This window comes from Cellulomonas rhizosphaerae (genome assembly GCF_003470205.1).
Lineage (GTDB): Bacteria > Actinomycetota > Actinomycetes > Actinomycetales > Cellulomonadaceae > Cellulomonas > Cellulomonas rhizosphaerae.
The window spans coordinates 1-19,299 of record NZ_QWKP01000204.1; the positions used below are offsets into that span (position 1 = coordinate 1).

At 72.0% G+C, this 19,299-nt stretch carries 19 protein-coding genes; 18 read left to right on the plus strand and 1 reads right to left on the minus strand.

The window, feature by feature from the left end; translation table 11 throughout:
- The 3 genes from D1825_RS11695 to D1825_RS11705 form a co-directional block, all read left to right on the plus strand.
- A partial coding sequence (locus D1825_RS11695; protein ID WP_325051487.1) for a transporter associated domain-containing protein occupies positions 1-268 on the plus strand: 268 nt, incomplete at its 5' end.
- On the plus strand, positions 265-1,320 hold the full coding sequence (locus D1825_RS11700; RefSeq protein ID WP_118767601.1) for a hemolysin family protein: 1,056 nt from the start codon (positions 265-267) through the stop codon (positions 1,318-1,320). The genes D1825_RS11695 and D1825_RS11700, both read left to right, overlap by 4 nt.
- A 684-nt stretch (positions 1,321-2,004) precedes the next feature.
- Complete coding sequence (locus tag D1825_RS11705; RefSeq protein WP_118767602.1) at positions 2,005-3,732, plus strand: M15 family metallopeptidase; 1,728 nt, start codon at positions 2,005-2,007, stop codon at positions 3,730-3,732.
- Between the two features lie 62 nt (positions 3,733-3,794).
- Here D1825_RS11705 and D1825_RS11710 read toward each other — a convergent pair whose 3' ends face one another.
- Complete coding sequence (locus D1825_RS11710; protein ID WP_233549859.1) at positions 3,795-4,703, minus strand: aldose 1-epimerase family protein; 909 nt, start codon at positions 4,701-4,703, stop codon at positions 3,795-3,797.
- 175 nt (positions 4,704-4,878) lie between these two features.
- Here D1825_RS11710 and D1825_RS11715 point away from each other — a divergent pair, with 175 nt between their 5' ends.
- The 15 genes from D1825_RS11715 to D1825_RS11785 all read left to right on the plus strand — a co-directional run bounded on the left by D1825_RS11715 (position 4,879) and on the right by D1825_RS11785 (position 19,250).
- Entirely contained in the window at positions 4,879-6,105 is a 1,227-nt protein-coding gene (locus D1825_RS11715; RefSeq protein WP_118767604.1) for a CpaF family protein, read from the plus strand.
- Between the two features lie 3 nt (positions 6,106-6,108).
- Positions 6,109-6,972, plus strand: a complete 864-nt coding sequence (locus D1825_RS11720; protein WP_118767605.1) for a type II secretion system F family protein — start codon at positions 6,109-6,111, stop codon at positions 6,970-6,972.
- Positions 6,969-7,901, plus strand: coding sequence for a type II secretion system F family protein (locus tag D1825_RS11725; RefSeq protein WP_118767606.1), 933 nt, complete (start codon positions 6,969-6,971; stop codon positions 7,899-7,901). Before D1825_RS11720 ends, D1825_RS11725 begins: the two co-directional genes overlap by 4 nt.
- Positions 7,902-7,970: 69 nt before the next feature.
- Complete coding sequence (locus tag D1825_RS11730) at positions 7,971-8,177, plus strand: hypothetical protein (RefSeq protein WP_118767607.1); 207 nt, start codon at positions 7,971-7,973, stop codon at positions 8,175-8,177.
- Between the two features lie 17 nt (positions 8,178-8,194).
- On the plus strand, positions 8,195-8,545 hold the full coding sequence (locus tag D1825_RS11735) for a TadE family protein (protein ID WP_118767629.1): 351 nt from the start codon (positions 8,195-8,197) through the stop codon (positions 8,543-8,545).
- Entirely contained in the window at positions 8,542-8,991 is a 450-nt protein-coding gene (locus tag D1825_RS11740; protein WP_118767608.1) for a pilus assembly protein, read from the plus strand. Before D1825_RS11735 ends, D1825_RS11740 begins: the two co-directional genes overlap by 4 nt.
- Positions 8,988-9,470, plus strand: a complete 483-nt coding sequence (locus D1825_RS11745; protein ID WP_118767609.1) for a hypothetical protein — start codon at positions 8,988-8,990, stop codon at positions 9,468-9,470. The genes D1825_RS11740 and D1825_RS11745 overlap by 4 nt, the downstream gene beginning before the upstream one ends.
- 88 nt (positions 9,471-9,558) lie before the next feature.
- Positions 9,559-10,674 (plus strand): peptide chain release factor 2, encoded by a 1,116-nt coding sequence (gene prfB / locus D1825_RS11750; RefSeq protein ID WP_118767610.1) that lies wholly within the window; start codon positions 9,559-9,561, stop codon positions 10,672-10,674.
- Positions 10,675-11,443: 769 nt separating this feature from the next.
- Entirely contained in the window at positions 11,444-12,535 is a 1,092-nt protein-coding gene (locus D1825_RS11755) for a sugar ABC transporter substrate-binding protein (RefSeq protein WP_233549861.1), read from the plus strand.
- A 180-nt stretch (positions 12,536-12,715) separates the two neighbouring features.
- Positions 12,716-13,549: an ATP-binding cassette domain-containing protein gene (locus tag D1825_RS11760; RefSeq protein ID WP_118767630.1), complete on the plus strand. Its 834-nt coding sequence runs from the start codon at positions 12,716-12,718 to the stop codon at positions 13,547-13,549.
- Positions 13,546-14,820, plus strand: a complete 1,275-nt coding sequence (locus tag D1825_RS11765; protein WP_118767612.1) for a sugar ABC transporter permease — start codon at positions 13,546-13,548, stop codon at positions 14,818-14,820. Before D1825_RS11760 ends, D1825_RS11765 begins: the two co-directional genes overlap by 4 nt.
- A gap of 30 nt (positions 14,821-14,850) precedes the next feature.
- On the plus strand, positions 14,851-16,119 hold the full coding sequence (locus D1825_RS11770; protein WP_118767613.1) for an ROK family transcriptional regulator: 1,269 nt from the start codon (positions 14,851-14,853) through the stop codon (positions 16,117-16,119).
- Between the two features lie 148 nt (positions 16,120-16,267).
- On the plus strand, positions 16,268-16,957 hold the full coding sequence (ftsE, locus tag D1825_RS11775) for a cell division ATP-binding protein FtsE (protein WP_118767614.1): 690 nt from the start codon (positions 16,268-16,270) through the stop codon (positions 16,955-16,957).
- Positions 16,957-17,871 carry a permease-like cell division protein FtsX gene (gene ftsX / locus D1825_RS11780; protein WP_118767615.1) on the plus strand — a complete coding sequence of 305 codons (915 nt, stop codon included), beginning with the start codon at positions 16,957-16,959 and terminating at the stop codon, positions 17,869-17,871. The genes ftsE and ftsX overlap by 1 nt, the downstream gene beginning before the upstream one ends.
- 2 nt (positions 17,872-17,873) lie before the next feature.
- The gene (locus D1825_RS11785) at positions 17,874-19,250 is read left to right on the plus strand and encodes a peptidoglycan DD-metalloendopeptidase family protein (protein WP_118767616.1); all 1,377 of its coding nucleotides are present in this window, start codon (positions 17,874-17,876) and stop codon (positions 19,248-19,250) included.
- Positions 19,251-19,299 lie beyond the last annotated feature (49 nt).

Below are 19,299 nucleotides of genomic sequence, written 5' to 3' on the forward strand. Positions count from 1 at the left end.
TGCCGACGGGTCCTGGCACCTGCCGGGCGTCCTGCGGCCCGACGAGCTCACCGAGACGACCGGCCTGCGGGTGCCCGACGACGGCCCCTACGAGACGTTGGGCGGTCTGCTCATGGCGCGCCTCGGTCGCATCCCGCGGGAGGGCGACGCGGTCGACGTCGACGGCGTGCTCCTGGAGGTCGAGCGGATGGACGGGCGTCGCGTCGAGCGGCTGCGCGTCGTCGCGCTCGAGACCGAGGACGCGGCCGACGAGGGGGCGCAGCGATGAGCAGCACCACCGCGCTCCTGATCGCGATCGGCCTGCTGGCCGCCAACGCGTTCTTCGTCGGCGCCGAGTTCGCCATCATCTCCGCGCGCCGCAGCGCCATCGAGCCTCTGGCCGAGGCCGGCGACCGCCGCGCCAAGACCGTGCTGTGGGCCATGGAGCACGTCTCGCTCATGCTCGCGTGCGCGCAGCTGGGCATCACGGTCTGCTCGACGAGCCTCGGCGTGGTCGCCGAGCCGGCGATCGCCCACCTCATCGAGGACCCGCTCGAGGCGATGGGCGTCAGCAGCGACCTCACGCACCCGATCGCGTTCGTCGTCGCGCTGCTCGTCGTGGTCTACCTGCACGTGGTGCTCGGCGAGATGGTGCCGAAGAACCTCGCGGTGGCCGGTCCTGACCGCGCGGTGCTGATGTTCGGGCCGCCGCTGGTGTGGGTCGCGCGCGTGGTCAAGCCGATCATCGTGGTCCTCAACTGGCTCGCGAACCACGCGCTGCGGGCCGTCGGCGTCGAGCCGAAGGACGAGGTCTCCTCGGCGTTCACCGCGCAGGAGGTGCAGTCGATCGTCGAGCGCTCGCAGGCCGAGGGTCTGCTCGAGGACTCCGAGGGCCTGCTGCGCGGCGCGATCGAGTTCTCCGACCGCACCGCGGGCGAGGTCATGGTCGCCACGGCCGAGCTCGTCACGCTGCCCGCCGACGTCACGCCCGACGCCGTCGAGCGGCTCGTCGCGCGCACCGGCTTCTCCCGGTTCCCCGTGCTGGACTCGTCCGGCTTGCCCGTGGGGTACCTGCACCTCAAGGACGTCCTGTACGCCGACGCCGAGTCGCGCACCCAGCCCGTGCCGTCGTGGCGCGTGCGGGCCCTGGCTTTGGTGGGGCCCGACGACGAGGTGGAGGACGCGCTCGCCGCGATGCAGCGCTCCGGCGCCCACCTCGCGCGGGTCGAGGACGACGGGGTGATCGTCGGCGTCGTGTTCCTGGAGGACATCCTCGAGGAGCTGGTCGGCGAGGTGCGCGACGCCATGCAGCGCGAGCAGTGGCCGGGCGCCCGCCGCTGACCGCTGTCGCCGGCCGGCCTTCTTGCCGGCCGACTGGGTCCCGCCGGGTCGGCCGGCGCTCGGCGCTTCGTCCGGGGCGGCCAAGCCCGTCGAATCGCCGATTCGGCATCAGCTCGCCGGTTTGAACCGGCGACTCGATGCCGAATCGGCTAACCGACGACGGCTCTCCGGCGCTGCGGGCGTGGTCCGGTCGAGTGAAACTGCACACACCCTTCACAAACCGCCCCGGGGTCGAAACCTGGGCGGCGCGGCGGCCTGGCGGCGGCGTGTCGGTCGGCGTGTCGGCGTCGGCGCGCCGCACAGGTGCCCCAGGTGTCCTCTGGACGTCCGTCCAGGGGCTTGGAACCGGTTCCACGAGCCGTTATGGTTTCGTGATCGCGCCGGCGTCGACGTCGGCACGTCATCGCGTCACGCGAGGGCGGATCGATGTCGAGCAGAGTCTCGACGGGCCAGATCAGGTTGCTTCGGCGGCCGTGGTTGTCCTGTGGTTGTCACAGAGTCGTCGGAGCGGGAGGTGTCGTGGGGTCGGTCGAGAGCGCATCGCCCGTCGCACCGCTGACCCGACGTGAGCTCCGTGAGGCTGAGCGTCGTGCGCAGGAGGCGGCCGCCGCCCCAGCTGCCCGTCCCGGCACTGTTGGTCCCACCTCTGCTGGTCCCACCGCATCGCGTGCCGCCGACCCGCGCGTGATCTCCCGCCCGGCCCCGACGGAGCACCACGGCGTCCCGTCCTGGACGTCCGGAGCGGCGGCCCACCCGGGCCGCTCCACCTCGGCCCCCCGCACCACGCACGGCGCCTTCGTCTCCGGCGCGGACCGGCCCGACGCGGTCGGCCCGCGGCCCGCGCCGCGCGGCACCGCGAGCGGACACACGGCGCACGGCGTGACGTCGAGCCTGGACCCGCGTGCGGCGATGCCGCCGTCACGGACCACGCCCGAGCCCGTGCGCGCGCCCGAGCCCGAGCATCCCCGCCCGACGGCCTTCTCGACCGCCCGCTACGGCGTGCGGCCCCCCGCCGGCCGGGCCGAGTCGGCCCCTGCGGGCTTCGTGCCGGCGCAGGTGAACGGGTCGTGGCAGTCGGACATCCGCGCCGTGGATGCGCGGCTGGTTCGCGAGACGCCGGCTGGGCCGACGAAGGACGAGTCGGCGAAGGCTGGATCGACGACGGCTAAGCCGACGACGGCTAAGCCGACGACGGCGCCGCCGAGCAAGCCCGCGTCGTCCACGGGCGCACCGTCCGACGCAGCATCGACGGCTCCGCCGACGAAGGCCGACGCGACGAAGGCGGCACCGACGAGCGCTTCGGCGACGAACACCGAGTCGACGAGTGCCCGACCGACGCAGTCCCGGCCCGCGCAGCCGCAGCCGCGCCAGACGCGCCGCGCGGCGGCCGCCCCCTCGGCGCCGCTCTACCCGGCCACGGCCCCGGAGGAGCAGGCCGCCGCAGCTGCCGCCCCCACCGCGGCGATCCCCACCGCTGCTCACCCCGCCACCGCGATGCCTGCCGCCGCCGCGCCGGCCTCGACGCCGGCCTTCCCGGCCGTCGCCCCCGAGTCGGTCGACGCCGACGAGGCCGCACCCGAGACGCAGCACGCCGCAGCGAAGCCCGCCGCGACCCCGCAGCCCGGCGTCCACCAGATCTCCCGCGCGATGCGCCGCCAGGCAGCGCCCGCCGCGCACCCCAAGAAGTCGCGCCACCGCCCGGCTCGCGCCGCGACCCGCCTGGGCGTCCTGACGGCGCTGGCCGCCGTCACGGTCGTCATCCCGGTCAGCCAGGGCGCGATCGCCGGCACCGCGGTCATCTCGGGCGAGCCGCTGACGAACGCCACGTTCCCGAGCACGGTCAGCGCGCTCACCGCCGCGCAGCCCTCGATGCTCCCGCCCGCCTCGCTCGTCCCGACCGACGGCGCGGTTTCCGTGCGGGCCCTGGCCGCCGCCGCGAGCCGCGACGAGACCCGCTCGCTCCTGCCGGGCTGCAACCCCGCGACCCGCGCACCCGGCAGCAACGGCCTCCTCGCCGAGAAGGACCTGTGCACCCTCTGGGACGGCCACACGCGCCTGCGCGCCGACGCCGCCTCGAGCCTCGCCGAGTTCAACGCCGCCTACGTCGCCCGCTTCGGCGCCGACATGTGCCTCGCGAGCGGCTACCGCACCCTGGCTGAGCAGCGCAGCGTCAAGGCCACCCGCGGCGGGCTCGCGGCGGCGCCCGGCAAGTCGAACCACGGCTGGGGCCTGGCCACCGACTTCTGCAGCCAGCTCACCTACGGCGAGCGCTGGACCTGGATCAACGCGAACGCGCCGACGTTCGGCTGGGAGAACCCCGCGTGGGCCAAGCCCGGCGGCAGCGGCCCGTTCGAGAAGTGGCACTGGGAGTACACCAAGGGCGTCAAGGCCGACGGCGAGTACTACGGCTGACCACCCCGACGAGAACGAGGCCCCCACTCCGCAGAGCGAGGGCCTCGCGTCGTTCCGGGGAGTCACTCGAGGCGCAGGCCCCAGGTGATCTCGTGCACGTCGCCCGCGGCCAGCTCGACGAGGTCGTCGCCCGTGCGGAACGCGTCGGCGATGCAGCTCATCGGCTCGATCGCCACGCCGCGGCGCTCGATGAGCGGGATCCCGTCACCGGTGCAGATCTGCCACGCGACGCAGCCCGCGTCGGCCCACATCGCCACGGTGCGGCCGTCGGTCGAGGCGAGCCGGGCCCAGGTGAGCCCGTCGTCGTCCCGGTCGGGCGAGACCCATGCGTCGTCGAACGCCACGCCGCGCAGCGCGACGCCTTCACGCAGGTCGTCGATGCCCGCGACGGGCACATTGCCGGTCGGCAGGAGGCGGTCGTCGACCGTGACGTGCCGCGAGGCGCCGAGCGTCAGGGTGCACGCGTCGACGGCGGCGTCGCCGGGGGACAGCCACGGGTGGAACCCGACGCCGTACGGGGCGACGCCCGAGCCGACGTTGTCGGCCGCGGTGTGCACGCTCAGGCCCGCCTCGCTCAGGCGGTAGGTCACGCGGACCCGGACGGCCCACGGGTAGCCCGGGGTCGGCACGATCGTGTGCTCGAGGGTCAGGGACGTGCCGTCGTCGGCCCGCTCGGCGACGTCGAACGCGACGTACGCGACCAGGCCGTGCAGCGCGGTGCGGCGGGCGTGCTCGGAGACGGGGACCTCGTAGGTGCGGCCGTCGCGGTCGTACTCGCCGTCGCGCAGGCGGTTGGGCCACGGCGCGAGCACGGCGCCGGAGAAGGCGGGGGCCAACACGTCCTCGTCGAACGGGAGCACCACGTCGCGCGCGCCGACGCGGTACTCGCGCAGGCTGGCGCCGACGGCGGCGATGACCGCGTGCTGATCACCGAGGGTGAGGGTGTGCTGGGTGCCGGTCGGGATGTTCACGTTGACACGGTAGTGGGCGGTCGGCCCTGCGACGGCCGGACGCCCGCAGGGCGTGTCACCCGGTCGGGTGAGCGATGCCCCGGCTGTGGACAACGGGCTGTGCGGGCGCGCGGGTTCCCCTAGTCTTCGGGTCCACATAGCGGGGCAGAACGGCAGGAACCGGGCGGGGGGTCCGATGGACGGTGTGGTGATTCTCGAGGGCGAGGTGCGCGAGCTCATCCGTCGTCGGGGTCTGGACCCCGTGCGCGACCGCCCCGGGATCGTCGCGCTCGTCGCGGACGCGATGGCCGACTACGACGAGCGCTCGGTGATCGGGTCCGTTCCCGTGCTGCCGGACCCGGCTGCCGCGCACAAGGCCGTGGTGGACGCGGTCGCCGGGCTCGGGCCGCTGCAGAAGTACCTCGACGACCCCGAGGTCGAGGAGATCTGGATCAACAGCCCGTCGCAGGTGTTCGTCGCCCGACGAGGCGAGGCCGAGCTGACCACGACGATGCTGACGGACGCGCAGGTGCGGGACCTGGTCGAGCAGATGCTCAAGGCGTCCGGCCGCCGCCTCGACCTGTCCAGCCCCTTCGTCGACGCGTCGCTGCCCGGCGGCGAGCGCGTGCACGCCGTGATCCCGGACGTGACCCGGCGGCACTGGTCGGTCAACATCCGCAAGTACGTCGTGCGGGCGTCCGGGCTCGACGAGATCGTCGCGCTGGGCAGCCTGACTCCGCACGCCGCGACCTTCCTCGCTGCGGCTGTGCGAACCGGGCTCAACGTGCTGGTCTCGGGAGCGACGCAGGCCGGCAAGACGACCATGCTCAACGCGCTCGCGGGCTCGATCGGCCCGCGCGAGCGGATCGTCAGCTGTGAGGAGGTCTTCGAGCTGCGGCTCGCGGCGCGCGACTGGGTCGCGATGCAGTGCCGGCAGGCGAGCCTCGAGGGCACGGGCGAGATCCCGCTGCGGCGGCTCGTCAAGGAGGCGCTGCGCATGCGGCCGAGCCGGCTGATCGTCGGCGAGGTGCGCGAGGCCGAGGCCCTCGACCTCCTCATCGCGCTGAACGCGGGCATCCCGGCGATGTGCACGATCCACGCCAACTCCGCGCGCGAGGCGTTGACCAAGCTCTGCACCCTGCCGCTCCTGGCGGGCGAGAACGTGTCGGACCGGTTCGTCGTGCCGACCGTCGCGTCCGCGGTGGACCTCGTCGTGCACCTCGACCACGATGCCGCGGGCCGTCGCACCGTGCGCGAGATCGTGGCCGTCCCGGGACGCGTCGAGCAGGGCGTGGTCGAGACCGCGGACCTGTTCGTCACGCGCGGCGACCGCCTCGTGCGCGCCGACGGCTTCCCGCCGCACGCCGAGCGTTTCGCCCGGCTGGGCATCGACCTCGCCGCACTCCTGCGGGCCAGGGACTGAGCGGTGGGGGTGGTCGTCGGGCTGGTCCTCGGTGCTGGGCTGGCGTGCGTCTGGTGGTCGTTCTGGCCGCCGTCCCCGCCCGGCGAGGCTGCGACGCGAACGACGTGGCGGGCCCGGACCCAGGACACGCTGGTCCAGGCCGGCGTCGCCGGCGTGACGCCCGGTGGGATGGTGGCGGCGAGCGCGCTGTTCGCCCTCGTGGTCCTGGTGATCGGGCTCGGGGTGACGCGGACGCCCTCGATCGCGCTGTGCTTCACGGTGTTCGCCGCGTTCGGGCCGTGGGCGCTGCTCCGCGGTCGCGCGCGCCGCCGACGGGTGCGCCTGCGCGAGCTGTGGCCGGACGTGGTCGACCACCTCGGCTCGGGCATCCGCGCCGGACTTGCGCTGCCCGAGGCCGTGGCGCAGCTCGCCGAGCGCGGGCCGGTCGAGCTCCAGGCCCCGTTCCGGGCGTTCGCCGAGGACTACCGCGCGACCGGGCGGTTCGGGGAGTGCCTCGACCGGCTCAAGGCGACGCTCGCCGACCCGGTGGCCGACAGGATCATCGAGGCGCTGCGGCTCACCCGTGACGTCGGTGGCACCGACCTCGGGCGGCTGCTGCGCACGCTCTCGGCGTTCCTCCGTGACGACCTGCGCACTCGAGGGGAGCTGGAGGCACGCCAGTCGTGGACCGTGAACGCCGCGCGCCTCGCCGTGGCCGCGCCCTGGCTGGTCCTCGCACTGCTCTCCACCCGCACCGAGGCGGCGCAGGCGTACGACACCGTTGCCGGGTTCGCGGTGCTGGTCATCGGCGGCGCGTGCACGGTCGTGGCGTACCTGCTCATGCTGCGCTTCGCGCGACTGCCCGACGAGCCGCGGGTGCTCCGATGATCGGCCCGCTGGTAGGCGCCGGCATCGGGCTGCTCGGCGGCCTCGGCCTCGTGCTGATCGTCTCGCGGCTCCGCGCCCGCCGGATCACGCTCGACCAGCGCCTCGCGCCCTACCTGCGGCCGCAGCGGACCGCGTCGGCGCTGCTCGGCGAGCCGGTCGCGCGCGGCCCGCTCACCACGCTCGAACGGCTCGCCGCGCCTTTCATGGCCGACGGCGTGCGGCTCGTCGGGCGGGTCGGGTCGCCGACCGCGGACGTGCGACGACGGCTCGTGCGCGCCGGGCGGTCCGAGTCGGTCGAGCAGTTCCGCGCCGGCCAGGTTGTCGGGGGAGTGCTCGGCCTGGCCGCCGGCCTGACCCTCGCGCTGGCCCTCGCCGCCACGCGGCACACCGCGACGCCGGCGCTCGTCGTGCTCGTCGGGATCTGCGGCGTCACGGGGCTGCTCGCGCGCGACTGGCTGCTCACCCGGCAGGTCCGCGCGCGCGAGGCGCGGATGCTGGCCGAGCTCCCGACGATCGCCGAGCTCATCGCGCTCGCGGTCACCGCCGGCGAGGGCGCGACGGGCGCGCTCGAGCGCGTCGTGCGCACGTCGCACGGCGAGCTCACCGCGGAGCTCGCGCGGACGCTGGCCGACGCCCGGTCCGGCACGCCGGTCACCACTGCGCTCGACCGCCTCGCGAGCCGCACCGGGCTCGCCCCGCTCGCGCGGTTCGCCGAGGGCGTCGCGGTCGCGCTGGAGCGCGGCACGCCGCTGGCCGACGTGCTCCGCGCGCAGGCGCAGGACGTGCGCGAGGAGGGGCGGCGGAGCCTCATGGAGTCGGGCGGGCGGCGCGAGGTCGCGATGATGATCCCCGTCGTCTTCGTCATCCTCCCGGTGACGGTCGTCTTCGCCGTCTTTCCGAGCCTCGTCGTGCTGCGGGTGGGCCTGTGAGCCCCCGCGCACGACCACCGAGCAGCCCAGCACGAGCCCGACGACCGCGCACCACCAGGGAGGACCACCATGACGACCATCCGACGATCCCGACCCCGAGCCGCCTGGGCGGCGCTGCTGCGCCGCCTGCCCCGCCCGGGCAGCGACCGAGGCGACGTCCCGGGCTGGGTGCTCGTCACCCTGATGACCGCCGGGCTCGTCACGGCGCTGTGGGTGCTCGCCGGGGACACGCTGAGCGAGGTCTTCTCGAACGCCATCAAGAGCGTCCACGGCTGAACGACGAGGGGTCGGCGATCGTCGACTTCGCCCTGATCGGGGCCCTCGTCACGGTGCTGTTCGTCGCGATCGTGCAGCTCACGCTCGTGCTGCACGTGCGCAACACGCTCATCGACTCGGCGAGCGAGGGCGCCCGGTACGGCGCGCTCGCAGGCAACGACACCGGTGACGCCGTGGCGCGCACGCGGCTGCTGGTCGACAGTGCGCTGTCCTCGCGGTTCGCCGACGACGTCTCGGCGCGGCGGGTCGAGCGCGACGGGCTCGCGCTCGTCGAGGTCGACGTCACCGCGCCGCTGCCCGTCATCGGCTTCGTCGGTGCGGTCGGGTCGATGACCGTGCACGGGCACGCCCTGGCCGAGATCCCGTGAGTCGGTGGGAGCGCCCGCAGGGCGACGAGGGCAGCGCGATCATCGAGTTCCTCGGCGTCTCGCTCGTGCTGCTGGTGCCGCTCGTCTACCTGGTTCTCGTGCTGGCCAAGATCGAGGCCGCGACGTTCGCGGTCGAGGGCGCCGCGCGCGAGGCGGCGCGGGTCTACGTGCGGTCGGACTCGGCCGACGAGGGCTCGCAGGCCGCCGTCGCGTCCGTCGGGATCGCGCTGCAGGACCAGGGATTCACGGACGATCCCGCGCAGGCGCTCACGCTCGTCTGCTCGGACGACCCGTGCCTGACGCCCGGCGGCGACGTCGAGGCCGACGTGCGGATCCAGGTCCCGCTGCCGTTCGTGCCCGGGTTCGTGAGAGACGTGGTCCCGCTCGAGGTGCCGGTCAGCGCGGCCCGGTCCGCGCCGGTCGACGAGTACCGGGCGGGCGGATGACGGCCCGGCTGCGGTCCGCCCTGCGACGAGGCGGTGACGACGGGCAGATCATGCTGCTGACCATCGGGTTCGTCGTCGTCGCGCTGTTGCTGATCTCCGTCGTCGCATCGGCCGCGGGTGTGCACCTCGAGCGCAAGCGCCTGCTCGCGCTCGCGGACGTCATGGCGCTCGAAACGGCCGACGCGGTGGACGACGACGCCTACTTCGCGCCCGGCGCGGGCCGCGGCGACCCCGAGACCGAGCCCGCAGCGATCTCGACGGCCTCCGTCCGCGCCGCCGCGGCGGAGTACCTCGTCGACAACCCCGGCGCGACCGAGCGGTGGCGCGAGTTCGGGTACACGGCGTCAGCAACCGACGGCGGGGCCACCGCGCACGTCGAGCTCGCGGCGGTCGTGCGGCCGGCGATCATCTCCTGGGTGCTCGCGCCGTGGTCCGACGGGATCACGATCACGGCCGTGTCCGACGCGAGCGCCCGGTGACCGGGGCGGGCCCCTGTGGCCGGCGTCGCAGGCCCCGCGCCTGGGCCGTGTGTGCCGCGGCGGTCGATGCCCGGTAGCCTGGACGGTCGTGGCCACCACCGACTTTCCCGCCGAGATCCGTGATCTGCGCAGCACCCTGGGCTCGATCCAGGCCGTGAGCGACCCGACCGCGCTGAAGGCGAAGATCGCCGAGCTGTCGGAGCAGGCGTCGGTCCCCAACCTGTGGGACGACCCCGAGGCGGCCCAGAAGGTCACCAGCGCGCTGTCGCAGGCGCAGTCGGAGCTCGACCGCGTGAGCAAGCTCGGCGGTCGGATCGACGACCTCGAGACGCTCGTCGAGATGGCCGTCGAGATGGACGACGAGGACACGCTCAACGAGGCCGACGCCGAGCTGGTCAAGATCCGCAAGGACCTCGGCGAGCTCGAGGTCCGCACGCTGCTGGCCGGCGAGTACGACCAGCGCGAGGCGGTCGTGACGATCCGCTCGGGCGCCGGTGGTGTGGACGCCGCCGACTTCGCCGAGATGCTGCTGCGCATGTACCTGCGCTGGGCCGAGCGCCACAACTACCCGACGACGGTGCTCGACACCTCCTACGCCGAGGAGGCCGGGCTGAAGTCGGCCACCTTCGAGGTCAAGGCCCCGTACGCGTTCGGGCACCTGTCGGTCGAGGCCGGCACGCACCGCCTGGTGCGCATCTCGCCGTTCGACAACCAGGGCCGCCGGCAGACGTCGTTCGCCGCGGTCGAGGTCATCCCGCTCATCGAGCAGACCGACTCCGTGGAGATCCCCGAGTCGGAGATCAAGGTCGACGTGTTCCGCTCGTCGGGCCCGGGCGGGCAGTCGGTCAACACGACCGACTCCGCCGTGCGCATGACGCACATCCCGACCGGCATCGTCGTGTCGATGCAGAACGAGAAGTCGCAGATCCAGAACCGCGCCGCCGCGCTGCGCGTCCTCCAGTCCCGCCTGCTCCTGGTCCGCAAGGCCGAGGAGGACGCGAAGAAGAAGGAGATGGCCGGCGACATCAAGGCCAGCTGGGGCGACCAGATGCGCTCCTACGTGCTGCAGCCGTACCAGATGGTCAAGGACCTGCGCACCGAGCACGAGGTCGGCAACCCGTCCGCAGTGTTCGACGGCGACATCGACGACTTCATCGAGGCCGGCATCCGGTGGCGCAAGGAGCAGGAGATGGCGAACGACTGACGTTCGCCTGCCCAGCCGGCAAGGTTTGGCCTCCCGACGCCCGACGCCGGCTGTCGCTCAGTCCTGTGGCCGTCCCGTAGCCCGCGCGGTCCCTGACCCCGGCGCACGTGAGCGCTTGAGTTCAGCCTTGATGCCGCTATGTGCGAAGAACGCTGAACACAACGCTGCGCCGAGCCCGGCCGGGATGGCGCGCGAGCTTGTGTTCAGCGTTGATGCCGCTATGTGCGACGAACGCTGAACACAAGCTCGCCGAACCCGCCCGGGCCGCTGCGAGGTTGGGGTGTGCGCGCTCGGTGGGGAGGGGCGCGACTCCTTCGTGGCGGCGAGGGTCACCCGTTCGCGTGAGCCGGGTGGCGAGCGAAGCCGGCAGGACGGGTGCGGGGCGTAGGCCGCTTGGGGGCGGGACGCCCGGGCCGCGGGCGGGGCCCCAGACCAGGCCGACGAGATCCCCACGCGGACCCCCGCAGGCCCGCCGAGCAGCATGTTCGTGCGCAACCGGCCCGCGCACCGGGCTTGCACAGGGTTTGTTGCGGCACCCAACATGAAGTGATTGCCGGGGGCATACCGGGCATCGGCCGCCAGGGCCGAAGGTCCCAAGAAGGTCACGATTCGGCGACGGAACCGGTGTTCCTGCTTGTGGGGGGTCCGGGAGGGTCATATGTTGTGGCCCGCAACAATAGTCCGGCAGCTCTGATGCGCCGGCTGGAGACGGACGCGACGAGGCGTCGTCACGAGAGGGAGCACAATGCGACGGAGCATGATGCTGGGGATGGCCGCCATCACGGCGACCGGACTGCTGCTGGCCGGATGTAGCAGCGACGACTCGCCGGGCAGCGGCGAGAGCAGCGGCTCCACCGATGGTGGAGCCAAGCCGAAGGTGGGCGTGATCCTTCCGGACACGAAGTCCTCGGCCCGGTGGGAGACCGCCGACAAGAAGTACCTGACGGAGGCCTTCGAGGCCGCGGGTGTCGACTCCGACATCCAGAACGCGCAGGGTGACGCGACGCAGTTCCAGACGATCGCGGACCAGATGATCACGAGCGGCGTCAACGTCCTCATGATCGTCAACCTGGACTCCGGCTCGGGCAAGGCCGTCCTGGCCAAGGCCAAGCAGGCCGGCATCGCCACGATCGACTACGACCGCCTGACGCTGGGCGGCGGCGCGGACTTCTACGTGTCGTTCGACAACAACAAGGTCGGCCAGCTCCAGGGCGAGGGCCTGCAGAAGTGCCTCGACGACGCCGGCAAGACGAAGGCCAACATCGCCTTCCTCAACGGCTCGCCGACGGACAACAACGCCACGCTGTTCACGGCCGGCGCCAAGGAGGCGCTGAAGGCCAAGATCGACAGCAAGGACTACACGATCGTCGCCGACCAGACGGTTGAGAAGTGGGACAACCAGATCGCCGGCACGGTGTTCGAGCAGATGTACACGGACACCTCGGGCAAGATCGACGGCGTCTACGCCGCCAACGACGGTCTGGCCAACGCCGCCATCGCCATCCTGAAGAAGAACGGCGCCAACGGCATCCCGGTGACCGGTCAGGACGCCACGGACCAGGGCCTGCAGAACATCCTGTCGGGCGACCAGTGCATGACCGTCTACAAGGCCGTCAAGAAGGAGGCCGACGCGGCCTCCGCCCTGGCCGTCGCGCTCGCCAAGGGTGAGGACCCGTCCTCGCAGGCGACCGGCTCGGTCACCGACACCGAGACGAACAAGGAGGTCAAGGCGGTTCTTCTCGACCCGCAGGCCATCTACTTCGACTCCGTGAAGGACGTCATCGCCGACGGTTACACCACCAAGGAGAACGTCTGCACCGCAGAGCTCGCCGCCAAGTGCACCGAGGCCGGCATCTCCTGACGCTCCACCCCGGGGCGACCGCTCAGCCGCGGTCACCACGGTGACGGCTGGGGCCGGTCCGCGACAGCGGCCGGCCCCAGCCTGGCGTCCGCCAAGGACGCCGCAACGGGTCGCAAGGACGCGACCTGCTCAGACCCGCGACGACCGCGGGGTGACTCGATGTACGTGACGAGGTGGACGATGACACAAGCAGCGTATGCCGCACCCAACCAGGCGCCCCCGCCGATCCTCGAGGTCCGCGGAGGCCGGAAGAACTTCGGCGCTGTGCACGCCCTGCGGGGTGTCGATCTCGTGGCGCGAGCCGGCGAGGTGACCGCTCTCGTGGGCGACAACGGCGCCGGCAAGTCGACGATGATCAAGTGCATCGCCGGCATTTACGGCTTCGACGCCGGTGAGGTCCTGTTCCAGGGCGAGCCGGTGAACATCACGGACCCCGCCGAGGCCAACGCCATGGGCATCGAGGTCGTGTACCAGGACCTGGCCTTGTGCGACAACCTCGACATCGTCCACAACATGTTCCTGGGGCGCGAGCTCAAGAAGGGCATCCAGCTCGACGAGCAGGCGATGGAGGCCCGCGCCGCGGAGGTGCTGGCGTCGCTGTCGGTGCGGACCGTGCGCTCGATCCGCCAGCACGTGGCCAGCCTCTCGGGCGGGCAGCGGCAGACGGTCGCCATCGCGCGCGCCGTGCTGTGGAACTCCAAGCTGGTCATCCTCGACGAGCCGACCGCCGCCCTCGGCGTCGCGCAGACCGAGCAGGTGCTGCAGCTGGTGCGCCGCCTCGCCGACGCCGGACTGGCCGTCGTCCTGGTCTCGCACAACATGAACGACGTCTTCGAGGTCGCCGACGCCATCAACGTGCTCTACCTGGGCCAGACGGCCGCGCAGGTGCGCACCAAGGACAGCTCGCGCTCCGAGGTCATCGAGCTCATCACGAGTGGATCGGCCAACGGCAACGCTGCCGCCCCGGCGCTGAGCAAGACCACCCCCACGGCGAACGGGAGCAACCCGGCATGAGCACGTCCACCCGCCCCCCGGAGTCCGCGGCGCCATCGCTGCTGGCCGGCTCCGTCGAGCAGCCCACCTTCGGTGAGGCCGTCTCCAACTACGTGCGCAAGGTGCGCGGCGGCGACATGGGCTCGCTGCCCGCGATCCTCGCCCTCGTCGTGCTCGCGCTCGCCTTCTACGCGCTGCGGCCCGAGAAGTTCTTCTCGGCCCTGAACATCGCCAACCTGTTCCAGCAGGGTGCGACCGTCACGGTCATCGCGATGGGCCTCGTGTTCGTCCTGCTGATCGGCGAGATCGACCTGTCCGCCGGCGTCACGTCCGGCGTCTGCGGCGCCACCCTGGCCATCGCCCTGACCAAGTGGGACTGGCCCTGGTACGGCGCGGTCGCGGCGGCTCTCGTCGTCGGTGTCGTCATCGGCACGCTGCTCGGCACGTTGGTCGCGAGAGTCGGCATCCCGTCGTTCGTCACCACCCTGGCCGCCTTCCTCGCCTTCCAGGGCGTCGTCCTGCTGATGATCGGCACGGGCGGCAACATCTCGATCACCGACAACGTGATCATCGCGATCGAGAACAAGAACCTGCCGCCGTGGCTCGGCTGGGCGCTCGGCGCCGTCGCCGTGCTGGCCTACGCCGGCGCGAGCCTCTACGGCTGGTCGCAGCGTCGTGCCCGCGGCCTGCTGTCGGCGCCGCTCGGCGTCATCATCGCGAAGATCGCCGCCGTCGCGATCGCGGTGCTCGGGCTCGTCGCCGTGCTCAACCAGGAGCGCAGCGTCAACCCCGTGCGCTCGATCATGGGCGTGCCGATCGTCATCCCGCTCATCGCGGTGCTCGCCCTGATCCTGGGCTTCATCCTCACGCGCACCGCGTTCGGCCGGCACATCTACGCCGTCGGTGGCAACGCCGAGGCCACGCGTCGCGCGGGCATCAACGTGCCCGCCGTGCGCACGGTCTGCTTCATGATCTGCTCGACGATGGCGGCCTTCGCCGGCATCATCGCCGTCTCGCGCGCCACGTCGGTCGACCCCAACGCGGGTGGCTCCAACGTGCTGCTCTACGCGGTCGGCGCGGCGGTCATCGGTGGAACGTCGCTGTTCGGTGGCAAGGGCCGCATCATCGACGCCCTCATCGGTGGCGCTGTCATCGCCGTCATCGACAACGGCATGGGGCTGCTCGGTTACTCCTCCGGCGTCAAGTACGTTGTCACCGGCGGTGTGCTCGTCGCAGCTGCGGCCGTCGACGCGATCTCGCGCCGCCGGGCACGGGCCACCGGACGTCTCTGATCGACAGCACTCACATCGGGGGTGGAGTAGGTGCGGCTCGGCGCAGGTCCGCAGGTCAGGCCTGCTGACGCGTCCGCTCAGGACGACGTCCGGCGGGCCAACCTGTCCTCGGTGCTGCGCCTGCTCCACTTCCACGGTCCGGCCACGCGCTCGGACCTGGTCGCCTCCACCGGATTCAACCGCTCGACCGTCGGGTCGCTCACCTCCGAGCTCACCAAGCTCGGGCTCGTGCGTGAGCGGCCCGGCGTCGTCGGCGGCAAGGGTCGCCCGTCGAACCTCGTCGAGCCCGTGAGCACCGGCGCCCACGTCCTCGCGTTCGACGTCACCCCGTCGAGCGTGGGTGCGGCGCGCGTCGGGCTGGGCGGCTACATGCTCCAGGTCCGACGACGACTTCACTCGACGAGCTCGCACGACGTGCCGGCCGTCGTCCAGCTCATCGCCACGCTGGCCACCGAGATGCAGGCCCGCGCGGCCACCGGGTCGGTATGCCTCGGCATCGTCGTCTCGGTCATGGGCAGCGTCCGCCAGCCCGACGGGCTCGTGCGGCGATCGCCCCCGCTCGGCTGGCACGAGGTGCCGCTCGCCGACCTGCTGCGCGAGGCCACCGGCCACAAGTACCCCGTCGCGGTCGGCAACGACGGCGACCTCGGCGCGGTCGCCGAGTACCTGCGCGGCGCCGCCCGCGGGACGCAGGACGTCCTCTACGTGCGCGGCGAGGTGGGCGTGGGCGGTGGCGTCGTCGTCGACGGCGAGCTGCTCAAGGGCGCCGGCGGCTACGCGGGCGAGGTCGGCCACATCGTCGTCAAGCCCGGCGGACGCACGTGCTCGTGCGGCGCGCGCGGCTGCTGGGAGGCCGAGGTCGGCGACGGCGCCATCATCCGGGCGGTCGGCCGCGACCCGCGCGAGTCGGAGATCGAGGACGTCCTGTCCGACGTAGCGATCGGCAACCGCCGCGCGATCTCCGGCGTCCGCAAGACGGGGGAGTGGGTGGGCCTCGGGCTGGCCAGCCTCGTCAACATCTTCAACCCGCGCATCGTCGTGCTGGGTGGGACGCTCGGCGCGCTCTACCCGACCATGGAGCCGACGCTGGCGTCGAGCTTCTCGCGCACGCTCGGCCCCATGCGGGAGCAGGCGATGATCGTCCGCGGCGAGCTCGGCTCCGACGCGCAGCTCGTCGGCGCGTCCGAGGTCGCCTTCGCCGACGTGCTCGAGGACCCCGCTGGCACGCTCGAGGCCCGCACCGCGCAGGCCGACGAGCACGAGGATCACCCCCTGCGCGTGCTCCACCAGGCGGGGTAAACAGGGCATATCGCCCGGTCGCAGCGCCGGCGGCGTACTCACAGGTAGGCATCGGCGTGTCACCGCCCGGTCGCACAACGGGCGGTGCCTACCCTCGACGAGGCCAGCAGTACCTCCGCCTGTCCCCGAACCTGGCCCCGCGAGCATCGTGATCCGTTTTGAGAATGTCTCCAAGGTCTACGCGCGCGGCGCCCGACCGGCGCTCGACCGCGTGTCCATGGACGTCGAGCGCGGCGAGTTCGTGTTCCTCGTGGGCTCGTCGGGCTCCGGCAAGTCGACCTTCCTGCGCCTCGTGCTGCGCGAGGAGCGCGCCTCCGCCGGCAAGGTCTTCGTCGCGGGCAAGGAGCTCGGCACGCTGTCGAGCTGGAAGGTGCCGCAGCTGCGCCGCCAGATCGGCGCGGTGTTCCAGGACTTCCGCCTGCTGCCCAACAAGACGGTCTTCGAGAACGTCGCGTTCGCGCTGCAGGTGATCGGCAAGCCGCGCCACCACATCCTCACGACCGTGCCCGACACGCTCGAGATGGTCGGCCTGGCCGGCAAGGAGAAGCGTCGCCCGCACGAGCTGTCGGGTGGTGAGCAGCAGCGCGTGGCCATCGCGCGCGCGTTCGTCAACCGGCCGCCGATCCTGCTGTGCGACGAGCCCACGGGAAACCTCGACCCGACGACCTCCCTGGGGATCATGCGCCTGCTCGACCGCATCAACCGCACCGGCACCACCGTGGTCATGGCCACGCACGACGACGAGATCGTCGACCAGATGCGCAAGCGCGTCGTGGAGCTGAGCACGGGCAGCATGGTGCGCGACCAGTCGCGCGGCGTGTACGGGTCGGACCGCTGATGCGCCTGCAGTTCATCCTGTCCGAGATCGGCATCGGCCTTCGTCGCAACCTGTCGATGACCATCTCGGTCATCCTCGTCACCTTCGTCTCCCTGACGTTCGTCGGGAGCGCCGCCCTGCTGCAGATGCAGATCGGCAAGATGAAGGACGACTGGTACGACAAGGTCGAGGTCTCCGTCTTCCTGTGCCCCGCGAACTCCTCGGAGAAGACCTGCGCCGGCGGTGAGGTCACCGCGGAGCAGAAGCAGGAGATCGAGGACGCCCTGCAGGCGCCCGAGGTCAAGCCGTACATCGAGAAGATCTACTTCGAGACCAAGGAACAGGCCTTCAAGTCGTTCCAGCGTCAGTTCAAGGACCAGTTCTGGGCGTCGGCGACCACGGACGACGACATGAACTCCTCGTTCCGCATCAAGCTGACCGACCCCGAGCAGTACCAGGTCGTCTCCGAGGTCGTCTCCGGCCGGCAGGGCGTCGAGGCCGTCGAGGACCAGCGCCGCCTGTTCGACCGGCTGTTCCTGGTGCTCGACCGCGCGACGCTGCTCGCCGGTGGCCTGGCCGCGGTCATGCTCGTCGCGGCCGTCCTGCTCATCACGACGACGATCCGCCTGTCTGCTCTCTCGCGACGCCGCGAGACCGGCATCATGCGGCTCGTCGGCGCGTCCACGATGTTCATCCAGCTGCCGTTCATGCTCGAGGGGGCGATCGCCGCGACCATCGGCTCGCTGCTCGCCGTGGGTGGGCTGTGGCTGGGGGTCGAGTACCTCATCACGGACTGGCTCGGCACGTCCGTGGGCTGGATCCCGTACGTGAGCACGTCCGACGTGATGACGGTCGCGCCCTTCCTGGTCGCGGCGGCGATCCTGCTCGCCGCGATCTCCTCCCTGGTCACGCTCAGTCGCTACACGAAGGTGTGAGCATGCGTCGTCGTCCTCTGCGTCTCGTCGCGGCCCTGGCCGTCGGCGCGGTCGCCGCCACCCTGACGTTCGGTGCGGTCGCCTCGCCGGCCGCGGGCGACTCGATCGACGACAAGCGCGCCGCGGCCGAGAAGGAGAAGAAGCAGAACGCGGCGGAGCGCGAGGCCGCCGAGGACACGATGGAGGGCGTCAACGCCAAGATCCAGGAGACGTCCGACCGGCTGCTGGAGATCCAGGGCCAGATCCCGGACGCCCAGGTGAAGCTCGACGAGGCCAACGCGACGCGCGACAAGGCGCAGCGCGAGGCCAAGCTCATCGCGGACCGCCTGCAGGACGCCAAGGACCAGAAGGTCACGCTGGGCGAGGCGATCACCAAGGACACCGACGACGCGACCAAGACGCGCGCCGCGATCGGCCAGATGGCCCGCGAGGCGTACCGCACCGGGGGAGCCGTCTCGGGCGTCGAGGTCATCCTCGACTCGACGAGCACCGACGACTTCATCGAGCGCTACGGCCTGATGACCACCGCGCTGCGCACGCAGGCGCAGGTGCTCGACGACCTGAAGACCTCCGAGGCGACCAACAAGAGCGCGCACGTGCGCCTCGAGGCCGTCGAGGACCGCATCACCGAGCTCAACGACCAGGCGCAGGACAAGCTCGCCGAGGCCAAGACCGCGGCGGACAAGGCCGAGGCGGCCCGCAAGGCGCTCGACAACCTCGTCGCGGAGCAGAAGAGCAAGCAGGCGTCGCTCGAGTCGCAGCGGGCCGCGGTGCTCGCGGAGATCGCGCACGCCGACGCGGAGGCCCGGCAGATCCAGAAGGAGATCAACGCGCTCAAGTCGCAGGCGAAGGCGCGCGACGCCGAGCTCAGGCGCAAGCGCGAGGAGGCCGAGCGCAAGGCCCGCGAGGAGGCGGCGCAGGGCAAGCCCCCGAGCAAGCCGAACCACTCGTCGTCCAAGCCCCTGTCCGGCGCGCTGTTCAGCAACCCGACCAGCGTCAACCCGATCCACGTGACGTCCGAGTACGGGATGCGCTTCCACCCGATCCTGCACTACACGCGCCTGCACGCCGGGATCGACCTGCGCACCTACTGCAACACCAAGGTGTACGCGGGCCGCGACGGCATCGTCATGTGGTCCAAGTTCCGGTTCGGCTTCGGCAACCAGGTGATGATCGACAGCGGCACGGTCAACGGCAACTCACTGGCGGAGAGCTACAACCACCTCACGCGCGGCGTGGTGAGCTCGGGCCAGTACGTCGAGCGCGGCCAGCTCATCGGCTACTCGGGCAACACCGGGACGTCGGCCGCGTGCCACCTGCACTTCGAGGTGTACGTCAACGGGCACACCGTGAACCCGCGCCCGCTGCTGGGTCTCTAGATTTCCGCTCGTCGTACCCCCGGGTGGCCCGGGTAGGCTCGTCCGCTGG

What these genes read in the sequence shown, in the direction of transcription:
- D1825_RS11785 (WP_118767616.1), top strand. Translation starts at nt 17,874, where the DNA reads ATGCGTCGTCGTCCTCTGCGTCTCGTCGCGGCCCTGGCCGTCGGCGCG.
- D1825_RS11725 (WP_118767606.1), top strand. Translation starts at nt 6,969, where the DNA reads ATGATCGGCCCGCTGGTAGGCGCCGGCATCGGGCTGCTCGGCGGCCTC.
- D1825_RS11745 (WP_118767609.1), top strand. Translation starts at nt 8,988, where the DNA reads ATGACGGCCCGGCTGCGGTCCGCCCTGCGACGAGGCGGTGACGACGGG.
- D1825_RS11700 (WP_118767601.1), top strand. Translation starts at nt 265, where the DNA reads ATGAGCAGCACCACCGCGCTCCTGATCGCGATCGGCCTGCTGGCCGCC.
- D1825_RS11765 (WP_118767612.1), top strand. Translation starts at nt 13,546, where the DNA reads ATGAGCACGTCCACCCGCCCCCCGGAGTCCGCGGCGCCATCGCTGCTG.
- D1825_RS11715 (WP_118767604.1), top strand. Translation starts at nt 4,879, where the DNA reads ATGGACGGTGTGGTGATTCTCGAGGGCGAGGTGCGCGAGCTCATCCGT.
- D1825_RS11755 (WP_233549861.1), top strand. Translation starts at nt 11,444, where the DNA reads ATGGCCGCCATCACGGCGACCGGACTGCTGCTGGCCGGATGTAGCAGC.
- D1825_RS11730 (WP_118767607.1), top strand. Translation starts at nt 7,971, where the DNA reads ATGACGACCATCCGACGATCCCGACCCCGAGCCGCCTGGGCGGCGCTG.
- ftsX (WP_118767615.1), top strand. Translation starts at nt 16,957, where the DNA reads ATGCGCCTGCAGTTCATCCTGTCCGAGATCGGCATCGGCCTTCGTCGC.
- D1825_RS11760 (WP_118767630.1), top strand. Translation starts at nt 12,716, where the DNA reads ATGACACAAGCAGCGTATGCCGCACCCAACCAGGCGCCCCCGCCGATC.